This window comes from Halosimplex aquaticum (assembly GCF_028747785.1).
Taxonomy (GTDB): Archaea; Halobacteriota; Halobacteria; order Halobacteriales; family Haloarculaceae; genus Halosimplex; species Halosimplex aquaticum.
Genome location: NZ_CP118158.1, coordinates 1,974,071 through 1,993,034, shown reverse-complemented (window position 1 = coordinate 1,993,034; position 18,964 = coordinate 1,974,071). Strand labels below are relative to the sequence as shown.

Below are 18,964 nucleotides of genomic sequence, written 5' to 3'. Positions count from 1 at the left end.
GCCGGGGCTGTTGCTCCATCACCCAGAAGTCGCCGTCGGCGGCGTCCCGGTAGATCGCGTGGTCGAGGCCGACGACGTCCGGGTCGCCGGCGCGGAGGTCGTCGGCCGTCGCGTCCTCGCCGCGGGCGTGCTGGACGTGGCCCGTCGGGTAGGAGTCCCACGAGAGGAAATCGAGGTCCTCGCCGAGGTCGTAGGCGTCGTACCCGCCGAACAGGGACATGTCGTTGTGGGTGACGAACCAGTCGTCGTCCGCCGCGCGGAGTATCTCGACCTGCTTGCGGTTGAACTCGACGACGCTGTCGCTACAGAACCGGTAGTAGTCGAGCAGCCGTGCGGGGTGGTGCCCGGCGGGGGTCGACCGGGGCGGGTCGACCTCGTGGAAGCCGGTGTACTCCTGGCTCCAGAAGGCGTTGCCCCACGACTCGTTGAGGTCGTCGATGTCGTCGTAGCGCTCGCGGAGCCACTCGCGGAAGGAGGTGGCGCAGTCGTCACAGTAACACCGCGTCGTGCCGTGGCAGCCGTACTCGTTGTCGGTCTGCCAGCCGGCGACGGCGTCGTGGCCGGCGAACCGCTCGGCCATGCGCTCGACGATGCGCGCGCTCTCCCGCCGGTACACCGGCGAGTTGAAACAGTACTGGCGGCGACTACCGAACCCCTCCGTCGTCCCGTCGGCCGTCTCGCGCAGGATGCTCGGATGTTCGTCGCTGAGCCACTTCGGCGGGGTGGCGGTGGGCGTACAGAGGACCGCCTTCATGCCGTGGTCGCCGATCAGGTCGACGGCCTCGGCGAGCCACTCGAGGTCGTAGACGCCCGGTTCGGGCTCGTAGCGCGACCACGCGAACTCGCCCATGCGGACGTACTCGATGCCCGCTTCTGCCATCTGTGTGACTTGCTCCTCCCACTGCTCCCGGGGCCAGTGCTCCGGGAAGTAACAGACGCCGATGTTCATGGCGTGCGGAGTCGACGGGCACCGCCAAAACAGTTCCCCTGGTCCGGAACAGTCAACCCGCCGCTCGCCGTGGACCGTGACAACGCGTGACCGACACATCTGACCTCGACGTCGACGAACTGCCGCCCGAGGCCGTCGCAGCCGCGACCCCCGAGCGACCCGGCGAAGACGACCCCGTCTACGCCGTCGGCATCGGCCCCGGGAACCTCGACTACCTCACACCCCGCGGCGAGCGGGCGATCCGCGAGGCCGACGCCGTCGTCGGCTTCGAGACCGTCGTCGACTTCGTCGGCGACCGGATCGACGGAGACGCCTTCGCGTGCGGCTACGACGACGAGGACGAGACCCTCGCCGCGTTCGCCGAGCGCGTCGCCGACGGCGCCGCGGGCACGGCGGTCCTGATGGGCGATCCCAACTTCTCGGGCTACCAGTTCCTCGGGCGCGTCCAGGCCGCGGTCGACCGACCCGTCCGCGTCGTTCCGGGCATCTCCTCGCTCCAGATCGCCGCGAGCCGCGCCCGCACGCCCATGGAGGACTCGACGTTCGTCACGCTCCACAAGCGCGGCGACCTCGCCGCGGACCGCGAGCGCCTCCGCGCCGCCGTCGGCGACCGCCACTTGCTGGTCCTCCCCCGGCCCTACGACGTGATGCCCGGCGATATCGCCGCCGACCTGCTCGACGCCGGCGCACCCGAGTCGCTGCCCGCGCTGGTCTACGAGCGGCTGACGCACGATGACGAGGCCGTCACGGAGACCACCCTCGACGAGCTGGCGACGCACGCCGGCGGCTCCGACCCCGACGACACGCCGTTCTCGGACCTCTCCGTACTGGTCGTGCGGGCCGACGCCGATAGCCCGGGGGGGCCGCCGTGAAGGGGTTCGTCCTCGGGGGCACGAGTTCCGGCGTCGGCAAGACGGTGGCGACGCTCGCAGTCGTCCGCGCGCTGGAGCGCGAAGGGTTGGCCGTCCAGCCGGCGAAGGCCGGCCCGGACTTCATCGACCCGAGCCACCACGAGCAGGTGGCCGGGACCCCATCGCGAACGCTCGACCGCTGGCTCCAGGGCGAGGACGGCCTCCGCCGCAACTACCACCGCGGCGAGGGCGACGTCTGCGTCGTCGAGGGCGTCATGGGGCTGTACGACGGCGACGGGTCGAGCACGGCGATGGTCGCCGAGGCGCTCGACCTCCCGGTCGTCCTCGTCGTCGACGCCAGCGCCGGGATGGAGAGTGTCGCCGCGACGGCGCTGGGCTTCCGCGAGTACGCCGACACCGCGGACCGCGACGTCGAGGTGGCCGGCGTCGTCGCCCAGCGCGCCCACGGCGGCCGCCACGCCGAGGGGATCCGCGGGGCGCTGCCCGACGACATCACCTACTTCGGCCGAATCGCGCCCCGCGACGACCTGGAGATCCCGGACCGGCACCTCGGACTCCACATGGGCGAGGAGGCGCCGCTCGATTCCGACGCGCTTGACGCCGCCGCTGACCATCTCCGCACCGATAGATTGCGCGACGTCGCACGGACGCCGCCCGAACCGGAGCCGACGGACGTCGATCGCCGGACGGCGAGGGAGACAGCCGACGTCGACGGCCCGCGCGTCGCCGTCGCCCGCGACGAGGCGTTCTGTTTCGTCTATCCGGCGACGCTGGAACGCCTGGCCGAACGGGCCGACGTGGTACCGTTCGAACCCGCAAGCGGCGACGACCTGCCCGACTGCGACGGGGTGTACCTGCCGGGCGGGTACCCCGAGCGCCACGCCGCCGCGCTGGCCCACAGCCCGGCGCTCTCCTCGCTGGCCGACCGCGCCGCCGACGGTCTGCCCGTCTTCGGGGAGTGCGGCGGCCTGATGGCGCTCTCGGAGTCGCTCACCACGACCGACGGTGAGACCCACGAGATGGCCGGGATCCTCCCCGCGGACGTGCAGATGCACGACCGCTACCAGGCGCTCGACCACGTCGAACTCCGGGCCAGGCGCGACGCCCTCACTGCGTCGGCCGGGGAGACGCGTCGGGGCCACGAGTTCCACTACTCGACGGCCGACCCCGCCGCCGACGCCCGCTTCGCCTTCGACGTGGAACGCGGCGACGGCATCGCCGACGGCAGCGACGGCCTCACCGAGTACCGGACGCTCGGCACCTACTGCCACTGCCACCCCGAGAGCGGCGCGTTCGACGCGTTTCTGGCATCGCTGTAGCTGTTTTTCGCGACTTCACTCGGTTCCGGGGTGGCCGTCGCACCCCGGATTTTATATCGCGGCATGGGGTTTACTGGAGCCTGTCGACGACAGACCGGCAGGCGTCGCGGACTGTCGAAAACCGTCCGAAAAAGCCGTGACGGACGAAAACCTGTCCGTCGAAGCGGCGAACCTCTCACCTCGATCGGTCTCGGCGCTACTCCGGCACGAACTCGCGGATCAGGTCGACGACGACGCGGGGGCGTTCTCGCGGCGCCCAGTGGGCACACTCGCTGAGAAGGTGAAACTCGCTCTCCGGGATCCGCGCCGCGGTCGCCCGCCGCGATGTAGTGCATGCGGTGACCCTCGACGACCGCCGTCTGGTGCGCTCGGTCGACCATATCGACGCGTCGGCCGGCCCCCCATTCAATCTCGGGGCGCGACGCGGTCGAGGATCCGGGATCGACTCGCCGACAGCGCCGTCAGGTGATCGGCGTCCAGCCGCGTCAACTGCCCGTTCGACAGTCGGTCGCGGAGTCGCGACGCGTCGGCGACCGGCACGTTCGCGTCGCGGTCCCCGTGCCACAGCGTCACCGGACAGTCGACGTCACGGACGTCGAACCCCCACCCCTCGACGACCCACGAGAGTTCCGTCACCGCCCCGTTGCGCGACCGCGTGCAGCTCTCGACGAAGTCGCGGCGCACCAGTTCGGCCGTCGACGCCCGGATCTCGCCCGGTTCGTCCGTGTACTGGCCGACGACTGTCGACGGCGAACCACGCGCCGCTATCGACGTTTGCCCGCGCAGCGCGGCCCCGAGGAGTCGCGGTGTCCGGACAGCGACTCGGCCCAGCGTCCGCTGGAGTCGGGGCGTCCCACGAGCGATCGACGGCGGTACGGCGCCGGAGACGAGGTCGAGGCGGTCGACGAGATCGCCGCGCGTCGCGGCCAGCGCCAGGCCGTCAGCCGACCCGCCGGAGAACGCCGCCACGGGCGCCGTCGAGACGTCGGCGTCCGCCAGGAGCGCTTCGAACCAGGCGCCCGCGTCGATCGGCCGTCTCCCGGACCAGTCCGCGGACCGCCCGAACCCCGGTCTATCGGGTGCCAGAACCCGAACGCACCGGTCTCGCGCGTCTTCGTCGAAGAGCGCCCCCAGAAGCCGCGATCCCGGCGTCCCGTGAAGGACGACGACCGGTTCACCGCTCGGGTCGCCGTACTCCGCGTAGGACAGCCTCCGCTCCTCGGGCCCGTATTCGACGGACTCGACCCGTTCCGGGTGGATCGGTCGCTCCCGTTGCGCCCCGGATCCATCTGTGCGTTCCCCGCTGACCGCCCGCGCACGACCCATACCCGATCGAACGCACGCCGGCCGCCAGAACGCTGTCCCGGATCAGTGCGGTCTTTTATATGGGTGCCGAGAGTGCAGTCGATGCGCCAGGCCACGTTCGAGACGACCTATCCGGAGGAGGCGGCCCACCCGTTTCACCGACGGATGATGGAGGGCGGTCCGGTCTCGCGGGCCGAACTGCTGATATGGGGGCCGACCGCCGAGGTGACGACGCTCACCTGGTTCGACGCGGCGCCGTCGGCCGTCGAAGACGTGCTCGCGGCCGTCGAATCGACCACTCGGACGCACCTCGTGGCGGCCGACGGGGGGACCTACGCCTTCGTCCGTCAGACCGACTACGAACTCCCCGACCCGGTGATGGACCTCGTCGCCGCGTCGCGGGTGGTCTTCGTCCCGCCGCTGGGCTTCGAGGATAGCGGCGTCGTCCGGTTCGACGCCGTCGGCGAGTCGGACGCGCTGGGGGAGTTTTACGCCGATCTCGCCGACCTGTTCCCGACCGAACTCCGCCGGGTGCGTGCGTTCCGACAGTGGTCCGCGCCAGCGGCGCTGACCGACCGCCGGCGAGAAGCGCTCGAAGTCGCCGTCGCCGTCGGGTACTACGACGTGCCCCGCTCGGGCTCGGTCGCCGACGTGGCGGCCGAACTCGACTGTTCGCCGAGCACTGCCGGCGAACTCCTCCGGCGGGCCGAATCGACCGTCCTGACCGCGTTCGTCGGCGGGTCGGATCGCGCCGCGCCCCCGTCCCGCTAATCGCGCTCACTCCAACGCGTCGAAATCGATGATTTTTGTACGCACGGTGCGTCTTATCCGGAATCACTGTGTTTCCCTCTCGTTCCCAGTCAGCTCGGCCGACTCTGTGATAAACCCGTATTCGCGATATCGAATAGCGGTACGTCCGGCGGGGACAGCGGTCGCTCGGCGCTCGCGAGGTCGCGAAAAACGGTCGGTCGGCTACCTGTCGTCGTCGTCGAGGCCGCCGCCCCAGTCCAGCGCGTCCGCCTGCTTGCCGCCGGACGATCCGCCGCCGGCGAACCGTTTGACGAGCGCGCCGACGGCGACGACGGCCGCAACGGCGCCTGCGCCCGCGTACGGGACCCACCCGCCGGTGACGCCGTCCAGGGGTCCGCCTCCGCCGCCGTTTCCGCCCGGATCGGTCGTCGGCGTCGCGGTCGGCGTGGACGTCGCCGTTCCGGTCGGGACAGCCGTTCCGTCGGTCCCGGACGGCGAGGTGGGTTGGGACGTCCCGGTTCCGGCTGTCGACGTCGCGGTCGTCGTCGGCGTCGCGGTCGGAGGAGACTCTCCTGCGGTCGTCGTCGGCGTCGCGGTCGGGGTCGTCCCGTCGGGCGTATCGGTCGGCGTCGCCGTCGCCGTGGTGCCCGGCGTGTCAGTCGGCGTCCGGGTCGGCGTGGGAGTGTCCGCCGGTGTCGCGCTCGGCGTCGGCGTCTGGACCGCGCCGGGCGGGTCGAGCGACGCGACCTCCGCGCTCGCGACGTAGACCGAATCGTTGCCGAACGCCGCGGTCGACCGGACAGGCGACGCGGTGTCGTACGACCACCGCTTTTCGCCCGACGCCGCGTCGAAGGCGTACATGCTCTCGTCTTCGCTCCCGACGGTGACGAGGTCCCCCGCGACGCCCGGCTTGGCGCGGACGGACTCGCCGGCGTCGGCGGTCCAGCGCCGCTTGCCCTCGAGGTCGTACGCGTGGAGCCGCCCGTCGACGGTCCCGACGAAGATGGTGTCGCCGGCGACTGTCGGCGCGGCCCTGACGGCCGAGTTCAGCTCCGTCGACCAGCGCTTCTCGCCCTTCTTGGCGGTCAGCGCGTAGAACCGCCCGTTCCGGTCGCCGACGTAGACCGTCTCGTCGTCGGCGGCCGGTTCGGCGACGGTGCTGCTCGCGCGGAACCCCCACAGCTCGTCCCCGCTCGTCGCGTCGAACGCGGAGACGACCCCGCTGGGCGAACTCGCGAAGACGCGGTCGCCCCCGACGGCCGGGCTGGTTCCGCCGCTGTCGACGTTGCCGCTCCAGCGCTGTGACCCGTCGCTCCGGTCGAGCGCGTAGAGTCGTCCCCGCTTGTCGAGGGCGATGACGAGGTCCCCGCGGCGGACCGGCGCTGCGGTGACCGGGTCGTCGGTCTCGGCGGTCCACCGTTCGCTCCCGTCGTCCGCGGACAGGGCGCGGACGGTGCCGTCGGCACCGCCGACGTAGACGCCGTCGGCGTCGACCGCGGGGCCGGTCAGGCCGGTGTCGGCCTCGTATCGCCACAGCCGTTCCCCTTCGGTCGGCGAGAGGGCGTAACAGGCGTCGGCGTCGTCGACGACGTAGAGCGCGTCGCCGGTCAGCGCCGGCGACCCGGTCGCGGTCCCGTCGGTCTCGTACGTCCACCGGGTCGAGACCGCGTCGAACGAGTCACGGGTGATCTCGGTCTGTGACCCCTGTTCGAGACCGACGTACAGGCCGCCGACGACGGCGACCAGCCCGTCGACAACGGACAGGGCGGGGTCGTCGACCGGCAGTTCCGCCCGCCAGAGCTCGGTGCCCTTGGTCCGCGAGTAGGCGTAGACGTCGTCGTTCGCCGTCGGGACGTAGACGGCGTCGTCGGTGACGGCCGGCTTCCGACTCGCCGCCGCCCCGATGTCCGTCGTCCATCGCTCGCTGCCCTCGCTCGTGTTGAGCGCGTGAAGCCGCCCGTCTGCCGTCGGGACGAACAGCGTGTTCGTCGCTGTACTGGGACCGCCGACGACGGCGCTCTCCAGGTCGATCCGCCAGCGGACCTGGCCGTCGGTCTTGTCGAGCGCGTAGACGACGCCGTCGGCGTCGCCGACGAAGACGCGATCCCCCTTGACGACGGGTGTCACGTCTTCGATCGGCCCGTCGGTGCTGAACTCCCAGCGGCCGTTGCCGCTCTGCGCGTCGCGCGCGGTGACGGTACCGTCGGTAGCTGCGACGAACACGCGGCTCCCCCCGTAGGCCGGCGCCGCGGCGACGCTATCGCCGGCGTCGAACGTCCAGCGCTCGCTGCCGGCGTCGCGGCTGAGCGAGTAGACCGTCCCGGCCTCAGTCGCGGCGAGTACGCGGTCCCCGCTCACCGTCACCGGCGCCGAGACGCTGCCGTCGAGTTCGGTGCGCCAGAACTGTCGCTGGGACCCGGTCCTGACGGCGAGCACCGCCTCGCCGTCGTCCATGAACGCCGTCCCGTCGCTGACGGCCGCCGCCGTCGGCGTGTCGTCGGCCGAATCCGTCTCGTAGCGCCACCTGGTCTCGCCCGTCGCGCGGTCGAGCGCGTAGAGACTCCCGTCCCCGCTCCGGACGTACGCGTTTGTGCTGTCGAACGTCGGTTCTCCCGTCGCGTCTATCGCCCTGTCCCACCTGACCGCGATTCCCGTGTTCGGGGCCTTGGCGCCGCTGTACCCGGTGTTCGCGGCGTCGTAGGCGTGCATCGGCCATTCGTTGCTCGACGCGTCGATGCCGTCGCGAGTGGAGAGCGCGCCTCGCTCACCGGAAGCGGAGGCGACGAGCGCCGAACCGGCGACGCCGCTCGCCGTCAGTCCGGCGAGGAATCGCCGCCGCGTCGGAGCGAGACGGGCAGTGTCTGAGTGCGGGGTCGTATTGTCCATCCAACGGACCTCTGCCGGGTGGTCGACCCGGGCCGTCAAATATCTTGTCGCACGGCCGCAGCCGCCGGTCAGTGCCCGTCGTCGTCGGTCGGCCCGTCGTCGGTCCCGCCGACCCCGTCAGTTCCGCCGCCTCGAACCCCCAGCGCCGCCAGCCCGCCGATGCCGGCGAGGGCCGCCCAGGCCGGCAGCGCGCCGTCGCCGCTGGTCGTCGCGGGGTCGTCACCGTCCTCCCCGTCGGCGGGCACCGCCGTCGCCGTCGCGGTCGGTGCGTCGGTCTGAGTCGCCGTCGGCGTCAGAGTCGGGTCGGGGGTCGGGGTCGCCGTCGGCGTCCGAGTTGCGGTCGAGGTCGGCGTGGACGTCGCCGTCGGTGTCTGGGTTGCGGTCGGAGTCGGCGAGGGCGTCGCCGTCGGCGTCGCGGTGGCAGTCGGGGTCGCCGTCGGCGTCGGAGTCGGCGTCTCGACCGTGACGGTCGTCTGGTTGCCCTCGTCGACGGCCGTGACGCCGTCGCCGACGGCGTAGACCGAATTCGAGACGGCCAGCGCCGGCGCGCCGACGGACAGCTGCGCGCGCCACAGTTCGTTGCCCTGCCGGTCGAACCCGACGACCTGCCCCTCCTCGGTGGGGACGAAGACGCCGTTGTCCGCGACCGCCGGCGCGGAGGTAACCGTTCCCTTCACGTCCGCCTGCCAGATCTCGTCGCCGCTCTCGTCGCCCAGCGCGTACAGCGTGCCGGCTTCCGTGCCGACGTAGGCGCGCCGACGCTCGAAGGCCGGCGTCGCGGAGACGGCCCCGTCGGCGTCGAACGTCCAGCGCTGGCTCCCGTTGCGCGAGTCCAGCCCGTAGACCGTCCCGTCGTCGGTCCCGACGTACAGGTAGTTGCCGTCGACGGCGACCGACCCGCGAACCGGCTCGTGGAGGTCCGTCGACCACCGCTCGCGGCCGGTCTCGATGTCGATTCCGTACACCGTCCCCGACTCCGCGGGCGCGTAGGCCGTCTCGGTTCCGGGCGAGGCCGCCACGGCCCCGGAGATCGCCGCGTCGGCCCCGTCGAACCGCCAGTTCTGGCGACCGCGAACGGGGTCGAACTCGTAGACGTAGCCCGCGTCGGTGCCGGCGTGGACCTCGGTGTCGCTGGTACCGGTGGTGATCGACGGCGCGGCCGTCAGCCCGGCGTCGACCTCGTTCGCCCACGCCTCGTCGCCCGTCGACGCGTTCAGGGCGTACATCGTGCCGCCCTCGGTGCCGACGAAGACCTCGTTGTCGAAAAACGCCGGGCACCCGCCGACCGGCGTCTCCGTCTCGAAGGTCCACTGCTCCTCGCCGTCGGCCGTCCCGAGGGCCACGACGCCCTCGCTCGTCCCGAAGACGAGCCGGTTGTTCTTCTTCGCCGCCGCGGTCGTCGCCGTGCGGTCGCTCTGCCAGCCGATCTCGACGCCGTCTTTGGGCGCCCGGTCGTTCGTGGCCCCTCGATGCTGGGCGTTCTGCCCGAACATCGGCCACTCGGTGTGCGTCGTCGCCACGGACCCGCTGTCGGCGGCGCCGCCGAGCGCGGTCCCGCCGTCTCCCGCCCTCGACCCGTCGGACCCCGCCGCGACGCCGCCGACGAGTCCGGCGCCCGCGAGCCCACCTGCGAGAGCGCCCAGGAAGCGCCGCCTGTTCGTCGACCCGTCGTCGGTCATGCGTCCCCTCCGTCGGATCCGCCCGTTCTATCGGCGATACGCCGCTGCGTGCCCTGTGCCCGTTCCATACGGGGGTAACTGTCGACTCTCGGGAAATAACTTTCCGTTAGCAGGGCGCTGGAAGCGGGCGAGCGGCGCCCTCGTTCAGGCGATCCGGTCGATCTCAGCCCGGAGCCGACGAGCGGCCTCGTCGCGGCGGTGGTCGAAGTCGGCGCCGACGCCGTCGAACCAGGCCGCGAAGTTCGCCATCTCGTGGGCGCGGACGAGCGGCGCGTAGCACTCGCGGTTCGCGCGGAACTGCTCGACGACGTGGTCCGGGCCGGCCGCCCCGTATCCCTCCACCAGCGCCTCGCGGATCGCCGCGCGGTGGTCGGGTCCCTCCGGGAGGAGCCGCCAGTGGCCGCCGACGAGCGTGTATTCGACGAACGCGAGGTCGTAGGCGGGCGTCGCGGCGACGCAGAACTCCCAGTCGAGCAGCCCCGTCACCCGCCCCGTGTCGGGGTCGACCAGCGAGTTGTCGAGCGACTGGTCGACGCGGGCGAGGACCGGGTCGAACTCGCCGGCGAGGTCGTCGATCCGGGCGCCGACCGCCGAGAGTACGGTCCGGCGGAGATCCGCGAATCGCGTGTCTGCGAGGTGGTCGTCGAGCCGTTCGACCTCGCCGCGGAGGTAGTCGGTCCACGACTCGGTGGGGTCGTGAACGACTATCTGGTCGAGATCAGCGCTCGGCCGCCCGCCGTCGAGGCGCTCGTCGGCGGCGACGCCGACGAACCCGTAGGCGTCGACCGCGTCCAGTCGGTGGAGTTCGGCCAACAGTCGGCCGGTCGAGCGGGCCAGTTCGCGGACTCGCTCCGTCGAGAACTCCACGAGGGCGGTGCGGCTGTAGTTTCCACCGGGGAGCGCGGTCGCGAGGAACGCCGGCGTCGGCAGGCCGTCGGCGTCGTCGACCGCGCCGAGCACCTCCGGAACCGGGAGGTCGGTGTGGTCGTCGAGGACGGCGAGCAGCCGGGCTTCGTCGTCGCACGACGATGACTGGCCGGAAGGAGTCCCCTTGAGGACGACCTCCCGAGTCCCCTCGGGCGTCGCGACGTCGAGGAAGTAGACGACGTGGTGGCCGTCTTCGGCCGGGGTGGCGTCTTCGACGCGCCAGGTCGGTTCGACGCGCTCGACGAGTTCGGTGATCTGTGCGTCGGGGATCGTTCGATCGCTCATGTGTGGTGTCGTATCGCTGTGGAATCGGTCTGCGCACGCGTCCGTCCGGAACTGGATTGGACGGACTGACGGCCGCGGATCGGGTGTGGAGAAGGTCGCCGGCCGAACGGAGAGTGACCCTGCGGCCGGCGGCGACCGGAGCGGAGGACGACACGCTGGTCGGCACTGCTGGCAGCGTCACGGCGTCCCCGGCCCGGTCAGCGGTCGGCGTTCATTGCCGGCGGTTCGAACGGTCCCGGGAAAACAGTTCCGTTGGCATGAGATGGTTTAACAAGGCGAGGCGAGTCTGCGCCCAGGGCTGGAACCGGGCCGGCTGCCGCGGTCTGCGAATCCAGAACCGTGAAACGCAGGCTTGAACCACCACAAAGCGCCTATACCGCGCTCGCATATCCGGAGCTATGTGCGACCGAACGCGTCGCGGGTTCCTGGCCCTCGGGGCCGGTCTCCTCGGCGCGACCGCGGGCTGTGTCGACGCCGATCCGGCGAGCGCCGGTCCGACCGCTACCGACCGACCGCCGGGAACTCGAACGGGGACGGAGTCGGGGTCGGCGGAAGCGGTCGCGACACTGGCGTTCAACCACGCCGACGAGCTCCACCGGGTCGACGCGTCCTTTCCGCAACGCGACGTGGCGACGTACTACCTGGCGCTCCTGACCGGCGACGGCCACGCGGCGTCGTTCCCGACGGGCCGCTTCGGGAACGCGGAGGCCCGAGCGTTCCTCAGGGAGACGGACTTCGCGAGCGAGGCCGCCCTCGTCCTCCACGACCGGCAGAGTTCGTCCCATCCGGATCTCGAACTCCGCGGGGTGGCCCTCGAGGGGGGCGTCCTGGCCGTCGACGGCGGTTATCCCGGCGAGGGAGCGACGTCAGACGTGACGACAGATACACTGCTCGTACGGGTGGCGACCGACGGCGCGGCGGTCCGGGGCGCGCGCGCGACCGTCGCCCCGCAGTACGGCGACCCGGACCGGTTCGCCACCGCGACCGTCTACGATGCGACGTCCGCCTTCGATTCCCCGGGCGACCTCGTCGTCGGGAACCGCGACTGCGCGGAGCGCGCGTTCGACCTGGACGTCACGTACGACGGCGACCTCTTCCTGCGGGAATCGATCGCGCTCTCTCCGGCAGAGAGCCGCCGCTTCGCCGGGGTCTTCGCGCTGCCCGGCGAGTGGCGAGTCTCGGTCCGCGCCGACGGCGAGTCCGTCGCGGAGGCGCTCTCGCTGTCGAGCGATCCCCCCGGAGACGTGCTCGCCGGCGCGGCCGGCGACGGGTCGGTCTCGGTCACCCATCGATCCGGTGGCGTCGACGACCCGACCGCCACGGGCTGTGAGACGGACGGCTACCCCTACGAGTCGTCGAACCCGGACGAGAACCTGTCCGACCCGGTCGATCTGTGGGTCCTCGACCGCTCCGAGAGCGCCCACCGGCTGACCGTGGACATCCGCGACGGCGACCGGACGGTCTTCTCCGAGACGTTCGAGACCCGAGCGGGGTACGACAAGGCTCGCCGCGCCGGACTGCTGGCCAAGCGGTCGACGTACACTGTCGAGGTGACCGCGGACGACGGAGCGGCCGTCACAGAGACGATAACCGTCGAAGACGGCGTCTCGAAGATCACCGTCCGGGTGACGGAGGCGGGAGAGGTGGCGGTATCAGTCGGATAAACCGGCGTTCGGCTGAGAGACCGTCCGCCGAGCGAAGCGAGGCGGTTCACGCGGGCGAACGCAGTGAGCCCGCGCTTTTTCACCCATGTTTTTGCGTCGGGGGTGCCCGCAGGTCGCCGCAGGCGACCGAGGACACCCCCGGCGGAAAAAGATGGAAACTAGATGGTTTAGAAGTCCTCGGTCACGGGCTCGGGGACGACGCCCTCCTCGCCGTCGCCGCCGGCCAGGTCGTACTCCTCGCGGAGCTGGTGGATGCGGTCGCGGATGTCGGCGGCGAGTTCGAACTCGAGGTTGTCGGCGGCTTCCTGCATGCGCTCTTCGAGGCGCTCGATGGCGCGGGCGGCCTCCTCGTCGTCGTCGGGGTCGAGCGAGGAGGCGCCCTCGGTCTCGGTCTTCGAGCCGGGCAGGGAGGACTCGCCGATCTCCTTCTCGATGGTGGTGGGCTCGAAGCCGTGTTCCTCGTTGTACTCCTCCTGGATGCGGCGGCGGCGGTTGGTCTCCGCGATGGCCGACTCCATGGCGTCGCTGGGGTCGTCGGCGTAGAGGACGACCTCGCCGTTGACGTTGCGGGCGGCCCGACCCATCGTCTGGACGAGGGTGGTCTCCGAGCGGAGGAACCCCTCCTGGTCGGCGTCGAGGATGGCGACCAGGGAAACTTCGGGGATGTCCAGGCCCTCGCGGAGCAGGTTGATCCCGACGAGGACGTCGATCTCGCCGAGGCGGAGCGAGCGGATGAGTTCGTGGCGCTCCAGGGTGTCGGTCTCGTCGTGCATGTACTCGACGGCGACGCCCGCCTCTTCGAGGTACTCGGTGAGGTCCTCGGCCATGCGCTTGGTGAGCGTGGTGACGAGGACGCGCTCGTCGCGCTCGACGCGGTCGTCGATCCGGTCCATGAGGTCGTCGATCTGCCCCTCGGCGGGCGAGACCTCGACCGCGGGGTCGACGAGGTGCGTGGGGCGGACGATCTGTTCGACGATCTGGTCGCTGTGCTCGCGCTCGTAGTCGGCGGGCGTCGCGCTCACGTAGAGGGTCTTGTCGGTCTTCTCCTCGAACTCCTCGAAGGTGAGCGGGCGGTTGTCGTAGGCCGTCGGGAGGCGGAACCCGTTGTCGATCAGCGACTCCTTGCGCGAGCGGTCGCCGGCGAACTGGCCCTTGATCTGGGGGATCGTCTGGTGGGACTCGTCGATGACGGTGAGGAAGTCGTCGGGGAAGTAGTCGAGCAGGGTGTACGGCGGGTCGCCCGAGTCGCGTTCGGAGAGGTGGACGGAGTAGTTCTCGATGCCCGAGCAGTAGCCGGTCTCGCGCATCATCTCCAGGTCGAAGGTGGTCCGCTCGTCGATGCGCTGGGCGGCGACGTGGTCGCCGTTGCGCTCGAAGTACCGCACCCGTTCCTCTTTCAGGTCCTCGATCTCCGCGATTGCCCGCTGGAGCCGGTCTTCCGGGATCGAGTAGTGCTCCGCCGGGTGCAGCAGGACCGCGGGCTCGGTGGATTTCACCTCGCCCTCCAGGGGGTCGACCTTGAGCATGCGGTCGATCTCGTCGCCCCAGAACTCCACGCGGACGGCGTAGCGGCCGTACATCGGGAATATCTCCAAGGTGTCGCCGCGGACGCGGAAGGTGCCCTGCGTGAAGTCGACGTCGTTGCGCTCGTAGTTCAGGTCGACGAGCCGCGAGAGCACCTCGTCGCGGTCGATCTGCTGGCCCACTTCGAGTTCGAGGCTCATGTCGACGTAGTTCTGCGGGTCGCCGAGCCCGTAGATGGCCGAAACCGAGGCGACGACGATGACGTCGTCGCGGGTCAGCAGCGAGCGGGTCGCCGAGTGGCGCAGCTTGTCGATCTCGTCGTTGATGGAGGCGTCTTTCTCGATGTACTTGTCGGTCTGCTCGACGTAGGCCTCCGGCTGATAGTAGTCGTAGTAGCTGACGAAGTATTCGACGGCGTTGTCGGGGAACAGCTCGCGGAACTCCTCGTAGAGCTGCGCCGCGAGCGTCTTGTTGTGGGCGATGACGAGCGTCGGTTTCTGGATCTCCTCTACGACCCAGGAGACGGTGTTGGTCTTGCCCGACCCGGTCACGCCGAGCAGGGTCTGCTCGTCCATGCCCTGCCGGTAGCCGTCGGCGAGTTGCCGGATGGCGTCGGGCTGGTCGCCCGCCGGTTCGAAGGGCGCGTCGACGCGGAACTCGCTCTCCGCCTCCGGTCTGTCCGGGGAGAGGGGGCCCTCGGTGTCGCTCATTACCCGGAGGTAGGGCCCCAGCGACTTGAGGAGCGTGGTCCGAGCGAAGCGAGGGCCACGAAAACGCGAGCGGGGAGTGCGACGACCCGCGAGCGACTTGAGGGGTGCGCCTGCTCGGAGACACTAGCGCGACGGCGTTCACTACAGCCAGCAGAAGCACCGATCGCGGTGGCGCGCGCTGTCGCGAGTCTCGTCTCGCGACAGTAGCCGTGCGAGGGATGAGCGACCGCAGGGAGCGAATCGGCTGGGGAGGCGTGAGGCGCGGTGCTGGGCGGTTGCCGTCTTCCTGGGGGACTGAAAGGGCGAGGCGGGCTCGCGGCGAACGGAGTGAGCGGAGTCGCCTGCGCGGGCACTATCCGAACGAAGTGAGGATATCCCGCGCAGCGACCGCGAGTGCGAGGGCGAGGGCGACCGAAGGGAGCCCTCGATTGCGAACGGGGAGCGAAGCGACCCGTGAGCGAGCGCGCCGAGGGCTTTCATCGCGTGCTGTCCCCCGCGGTCACTGTCGATCCACTTCTATTCACCACTCATTCACCAGAATCAACTACTCAGTTCGCACACGAACCGAACGCGACCGCTCTCGACAGCAGGTTCAACCGGATCGCGCCCCTAGCACGGGCGCAATGCACGTTTACTGTACCGACGGGACCGTCTTCGAGTGCGCCAGATACGAGGCCAACGACTACGGACTCGTCCTCTACGGAACGGAAGAACAGCGCGATCGAGAGCGCTACGAGACGGAGGACCCACAGCAGGTCGGGTTCGTGCCGCACGACCGCCTGTGGTACGTGCTTCCCAAGGGCGTCACGCCGCAGGTCGGACTGGCACCGCCCCAGCAGAATCAGCAGAATCAGCAGAATCAGCAGAATCAGCAGACACAGCAGAATCAGCAGCCGGGGGCGACCACTCGGCCCCAGCCCACGCGGCCGCCGAAGTAGGCCCCCCGTCCGCGCTCGGCCGCGACCGGTGGCTCAGGGTTGTAACCCCTGGCGTTCGATCTCCGCGCCGATCGGCTCGGGCAGGTACTCGTTCTCGCCGGGTGTGATGCGGGGCGTGAGCCACCCGCCGTCGCAGTAGTGGTGCGGGTCGCTCTCGCAGGCGCCCGGCGCGTCGATGCGGCCGACGACGTTGTGGAGGAGTTCGTGGACGATCACGTGCCGCTTGGTCCCCTCCGTGGCTCCCGCGTCGACGACGGAGAAGCGACCGCCGACTTCGCCGTAGCCCACTTCGTCGGTGGCGAAGTCGGTCACGACGACGTGGTGGTAGAGTCCCGCTCGCGGCCCCAGACGGTCGCGGTAGAGTTCGCCCTTGAGCGACCAGAAGTTGTCGCCGGTGTAGACGACCGTCTCGTTGATGTGGCCGCCCTCCCGGAGGTGAACGTCGATACCGGTCTGGTTGGTCCGCTGGACGGGCATCTCCGCGAACGCGGCCTCGACCCGGTGGTAGAACTCCTCGGACTGGGTCTCGACGCCGCCGGCGTAGTCGACCTGCACGTACACGTCCATCGCGAGCGGGTCGCTCCCGGGGAGGGCCGCTCCGTCGGTCGTCACCTGACGGTGCTCCCAGCCGTCGAGGAGCCTGTCCCCGTCGGTGTCCGGGTCCGCCGGGTCCGTCCCCAGCTTGACTTCCCGCCAGTCGCCGAGGCCGTCGCCGTCGGTGTCGTGCTCGAAGGGGTCGGTCCCCAGGTCGAGTTCGCGCTCGTCGGTCAGCCCGTCGGCGTCGGCGTCGATCGACCGCGGGCTGGTGCCGCGCCTGACCTCTTTCCCGTCCGAGACGCCGTCGCCGTCGGTGTCGGGATCCAGCGGGTCGGTGCCGATCGACCACTCGCGGCCGTCTTCGAGGCCGTCGCCGTCGGAGTCCGCATCGAAGAGCCCGGTCCCGATATCCCGCTCTTTCGCGTTCGATAGCCCGTCGTCGTCGGCGTCGGGCGCGTCCGAGCTACCGTTCGCGTCCGCGGGCACGTCGGGCGGTGGCCCGGGGCTGTCCGTTTCGGCGGGCGTCTCGGTCGCCGCCCCGCCGTTCGTCTCGGACGCGACCCCCGGGCCGCTCCCGTTGGACTGCGAGGCGAAGACGAACTCGTCGAGTTTGTCGAGAAGCGCGTCGCTCTGCGCCCCGTCCCCCAGCGGGGTGGTCTCGTCGGTCGAACTGTCCGGCGGTGTGGTGACGTGGTCGCGGGCGTCTACCGTCTTCGCCCCCAGCGCCCCGACGCCCGCGACGATGACGATCCCCAGCACCGCCAACGCCAGGACCCGTCGCACACGCTCCTCGTGGACTCCCGCCGTAAAAATAGTTACTCATCCGAACAGATTCGGCCGGCAATCTCGCCGCGGCCGGCGTCGGCCGCCGGAGTGCCGGCGCTTCCCGTCCGCGGCGGCTAACAGACCGGCTTCGGGTTGACGCCGAGCGATTCCAGCGTCTCGAAGTAGTCCTCGTAGTCGGCTTCGATCGTCGCGGTGGCGGCATCGACGGCGTCCGCCCACGTCTCGTCGTCGCAGACGTCCGCCAGCAGGTCGCTCGCCGTCTCGACGTACTCGTCGTAGTCGTCGCCGAAGGCGCGGAACGTGCTCGCCGTTCTCGGACTGGCCTGGCCGACGAAGTACCCGACGACCTGGTCCGCGTTGTTCCCGGCCGCGAGCGCCCAGCCGACGAACGCGCCGAGGCGCTCGGGCGTCCCCTCGACGCCGGCGAGGTGCTCCTGGACGGCGGGGGCCTCGCCGGGGTCGTAATCGCCGCGCTCGTCGGCGGCGGCCTCCGAGTGGTCGCGTTCGGTCTCGGCCGCGTCGGCGAACAGTTCGGCGACGGCCTCGCTCTCCTCGTCGGCCCACGCGTCGAAGCGCTCGGCCGCGAAGTGCGCGCGGTCGGCCGCTGCCTGCAGGACGGCGTCGTCCTCCATCTCGCCCGCGGTGTCGGCGAACAGCGCTTTCGAGGAGCCGAGCCGCGAGAGCGGCGTGGCCGCCTCGTCGCGGACCGTCTCGACGAACTCCTGTGAATCCATGTCCGGAGGGTCGGACGGCCGCGGCTTGTAACCATCGTCTCGGTCGCTATCGCGAAATCCACGTCAGGCGCGGGCCAGCCCACGCGACAGTTCGTCGAAAGGTGAGAGAGACGGCCGCGAAACGGGCGGCTAGTCGTCTGTCAGAACGCCGACCGGTAGTCCGCCACGACGGGGTCGACCCGCTTCGCGACGCGCTTGCCCGCGAGGCCCGACAGGACCGAGCAGGCGATGTACCAGGCCGTCCAGACCTGGATCGGGCCGACCAGCCGCGCCGTCCAGACGACGCGGCCGGCCAGCGGGAGCACCTGGGCCGCCGGCGTGATCGCCGCGGCGGGGTTGGCGGTGAGCCACGTGATCCACAGGAACACCGGAATCGTGACGAGCATCGCGTACACCATCGGGCGGAGCATCTGCTTCAGCGCGCCCAGCTGCTCCAGCATCAGCTCCTGCTGGCGCGACTGCAGTCGCTCGACGGCATCGTCGTCGCCGCGCTCGCGGGCGGCGTCGAGTCGCTCCGACACGGTGTCCATCCGGGCTTTGAGTCGCTCCTGGGGGTTCCCGTCGGTCAGGCGGCGGCGGAGCGTCGTCGAGACGACCGTCGTCGCGACGGCCAGCAACGCGACGGTCGCACCGAACGGCAGCACCGCCTCGACCGGCCCGAACAGGAGGTGGGCCGTGCTCCCGACGGCGTCCCGCGCCATCGGCACCTGGTAGCTGGCCATCAGGCTCAGCGCGGCGACGCCCGCCAGTTTGTCGGCCGTCGACCAGCCGTCGCTCTCGTCGCCAGCGGCGGTGTCTCCGTCGACGGTCGCCTCCGCGGGGTCGCGGTCGCCGACCGCCGCTCGCACGGCGTCGGGGTCGTCGACGACGAACCCGCCCTCGGTCGCCACGACCACCTCGCGTTCGAGCAGTCGACCCCACTGTTCGGCCGGCACGGCGTCGCTCACGTCCACCCACGCGATAGTGCCGTCGCCCGACTCCGCGCGGTCGAGGACGACCACGGCGGCGTCCCCGAGCGCGTCGTCGGATTCGAGCGCTTCGCGAAGCGAGTCCTCCATGCGTTGACGTATCGGTCTCGACCTATGAATCTTCTCGTCGA

General features: G+C 70.7%; 13 protein-coding genes and 1 pseudogene. 5 read left to right on the top strand and 9 right to left on the bottom strand.

Annotated features, from left to right (window positions below; translation table 11 throughout):
• Positions 1-70: 70 nt before the first annotated feature.
• Positions 71-880 (bottom strand): annotated as a pseudogene (locus tag PSC72_RS10065) (beta-galactosidase); the annotation flags it as partial.
• A gap of 155 nt (positions 881-1,035) precedes the next feature.
• Between PSC72_RS10065 and PSC72_RS10060 the strand changes: the two are divergent.
• Together PSC72_RS10060 and PSC72_RS10055 are read left to right on the top strand one after the other, a co-directional pair.
• The gene (locus PSC72_RS10060) at positions 1,036-1,821 is read left to right on the top strand and encodes a cobalt-precorrin-7 (C(5))-methyltransferase (protein WP_274325749.1); all 786 of its coding nucleotides are present in this window, start codon (positions 1,036-1,038) and stop codon (positions 1,819-1,821) included.
• A complete protein-coding gene (locus PSC72_RS10055) occupies positions 1,818-3,140 on the top strand; it encodes a cobyrinic acid a,c-diamide synthase (RefSeq protein WP_274325748.1) in 1,323 nt (440 codons plus the stop codon). Before PSC72_RS10060 ends, PSC72_RS10055 begins: the two co-directional genes overlap by 4 nt.
• Before the next feature lie 405 nt (positions 3,141-3,545).
• On the opposite strand, the gene PSC72_RS10050 is transcribed toward PSC72_RS10055, so the two are convergent.
• Complete coding sequence (locus PSC72_RS10050) at positions 3,546-4,466, bottom strand: alpha/beta fold hydrolase (RefSeq protein WP_274325747.1); 921 nt, start codon at positions 4,464-4,466, stop codon at positions 3,546-3,548.
• Positions 4,467-4,547: 81 nt separating this feature from the next.
• Between PSC72_RS10050 and PSC72_RS10045 the strand changes: the two genes are divergently transcribed.
• On the top strand, positions 4,548-5,216 hold the full coding sequence (locus tag PSC72_RS10045; RefSeq protein ID WP_274325746.1) for a helix-turn-helix domain-containing protein: 669 nt from the start codon (positions 4,548-4,550) through the stop codon (positions 5,214-5,216).
• Between the two features lie 201 nt (positions 5,217-5,417).
• On the opposite strand, the gene PSC72_RS10040 is transcribed toward PSC72_RS10045, so the two are convergent.
• The 3 genes from PSC72_RS10040 to PSC72_RS10030 form a co-directional block, all read right to left on the bottom strand.
• A complete protein-coding gene (locus PSC72_RS10040) occupies positions 5,418-8,081 on the bottom strand; it encodes an outer membrane protein assembly factor BamB family protein (protein WP_274325745.1) in 2,664 nt (887 codons plus the stop codon).
• A 68-nt stretch (positions 8,082-8,149) separates the two neighbouring features.
• Positions 8,150-9,760 carry an outer membrane protein assembly factor BamB family protein gene (locus PSC72_RS10035; protein WP_274325744.1) on the bottom strand — a complete coding sequence of 537 codons (1,611 nt, stop codon included), beginning with the start codon at positions 9,758-9,760 and terminating at the stop codon, positions 8,150-8,152.
• 144 nt (positions 9,761-9,904) lie between these two features.
• Positions 9,905-10,972 carry a phosphotransferase family protein gene (locus tag PSC72_RS10030; RefSeq protein WP_274325743.1) on the bottom strand — a complete coding sequence of 356 codons (1,068 nt, stop codon included), beginning with the start codon at positions 10,970-10,972 and terminating at the stop codon, positions 9,905-9,907.
• A 398-nt stretch (positions 10,973-11,370) separates the two neighbouring features.
• Between PSC72_RS10030 and PSC72_RS10025 the strand changes: the two genes are divergently transcribed.
• Complete coding sequence (locus tag PSC72_RS10025; protein WP_274325742.1) at positions 11,371-12,636, top strand: hypothetical protein; 1,266 nt, start codon at positions 11,371-11,373, stop codon at positions 12,634-12,636.
• 167 nt (positions 12,637-12,803) lie between these two features.
• Here the strand turns inward: PSC72_RS10025 and uvrB are convergent, their stop codons facing one another.
• The gene (gene uvrB / locus PSC72_RS10020; RefSeq protein ID WP_274325741.1) at positions 12,804-14,870 is read right to left on the bottom strand and encodes an excinuclease ABC subunit UvrB; all 2,067 of its coding nucleotides are present in this window, start codon (positions 14,868-14,870) and stop codon (positions 12,804-12,806) included.
• A gap of 623 nt (positions 14,871-15,493) precedes the next feature.
• Between uvrB and PSC72_RS10015 the strand changes: the two genes are divergently transcribed.
• Positions 15,494-15,808: a hypothetical protein gene (locus tag PSC72_RS10015; protein ID WP_274325740.1), complete on the top strand. Its 315-nt coding sequence runs from the start codon at positions 15,494-15,496 to the stop codon at positions 15,806-15,808.
• Between the two features lie 33 nt (positions 15,809-15,841).
• Here PSC72_RS10015 and PSC72_RS10010 read toward each other — a convergent pair whose 3' ends face one another.
• The 3 genes from PSC72_RS10010 to PSC72_RS10000 form a co-directional block, all read right to left on the bottom strand.
• Entirely contained in the window at positions 15,842-17,128 is a 1,287-nt protein-coding gene (locus PSC72_RS10010) for a hypothetical protein (RefSeq protein ID WP_274325739.1), read from the bottom strand.
• Between the two features lie 116 nt (positions 17,129-17,244).
• Positions 17,245-17,865, bottom strand: a complete 621-nt coding sequence (locus tag PSC72_RS10005; protein WP_274325738.1) for a rubrerythrin family protein — start codon at positions 17,863-17,865, stop codon at positions 17,245-17,247.
• A gap of 140 nt (positions 17,866-18,005) precedes the next feature.
• Positions 18,006-18,923, bottom strand: coding sequence for a DUF106 domain-containing protein (locus PSC72_RS10000; protein WP_274325737.1), 918 nt, complete (start codon positions 18,921-18,923; stop codon positions 18,006-18,008).
• Between the last annotated feature and the right edge of the window lie 41 nt (positions 18,924-18,964).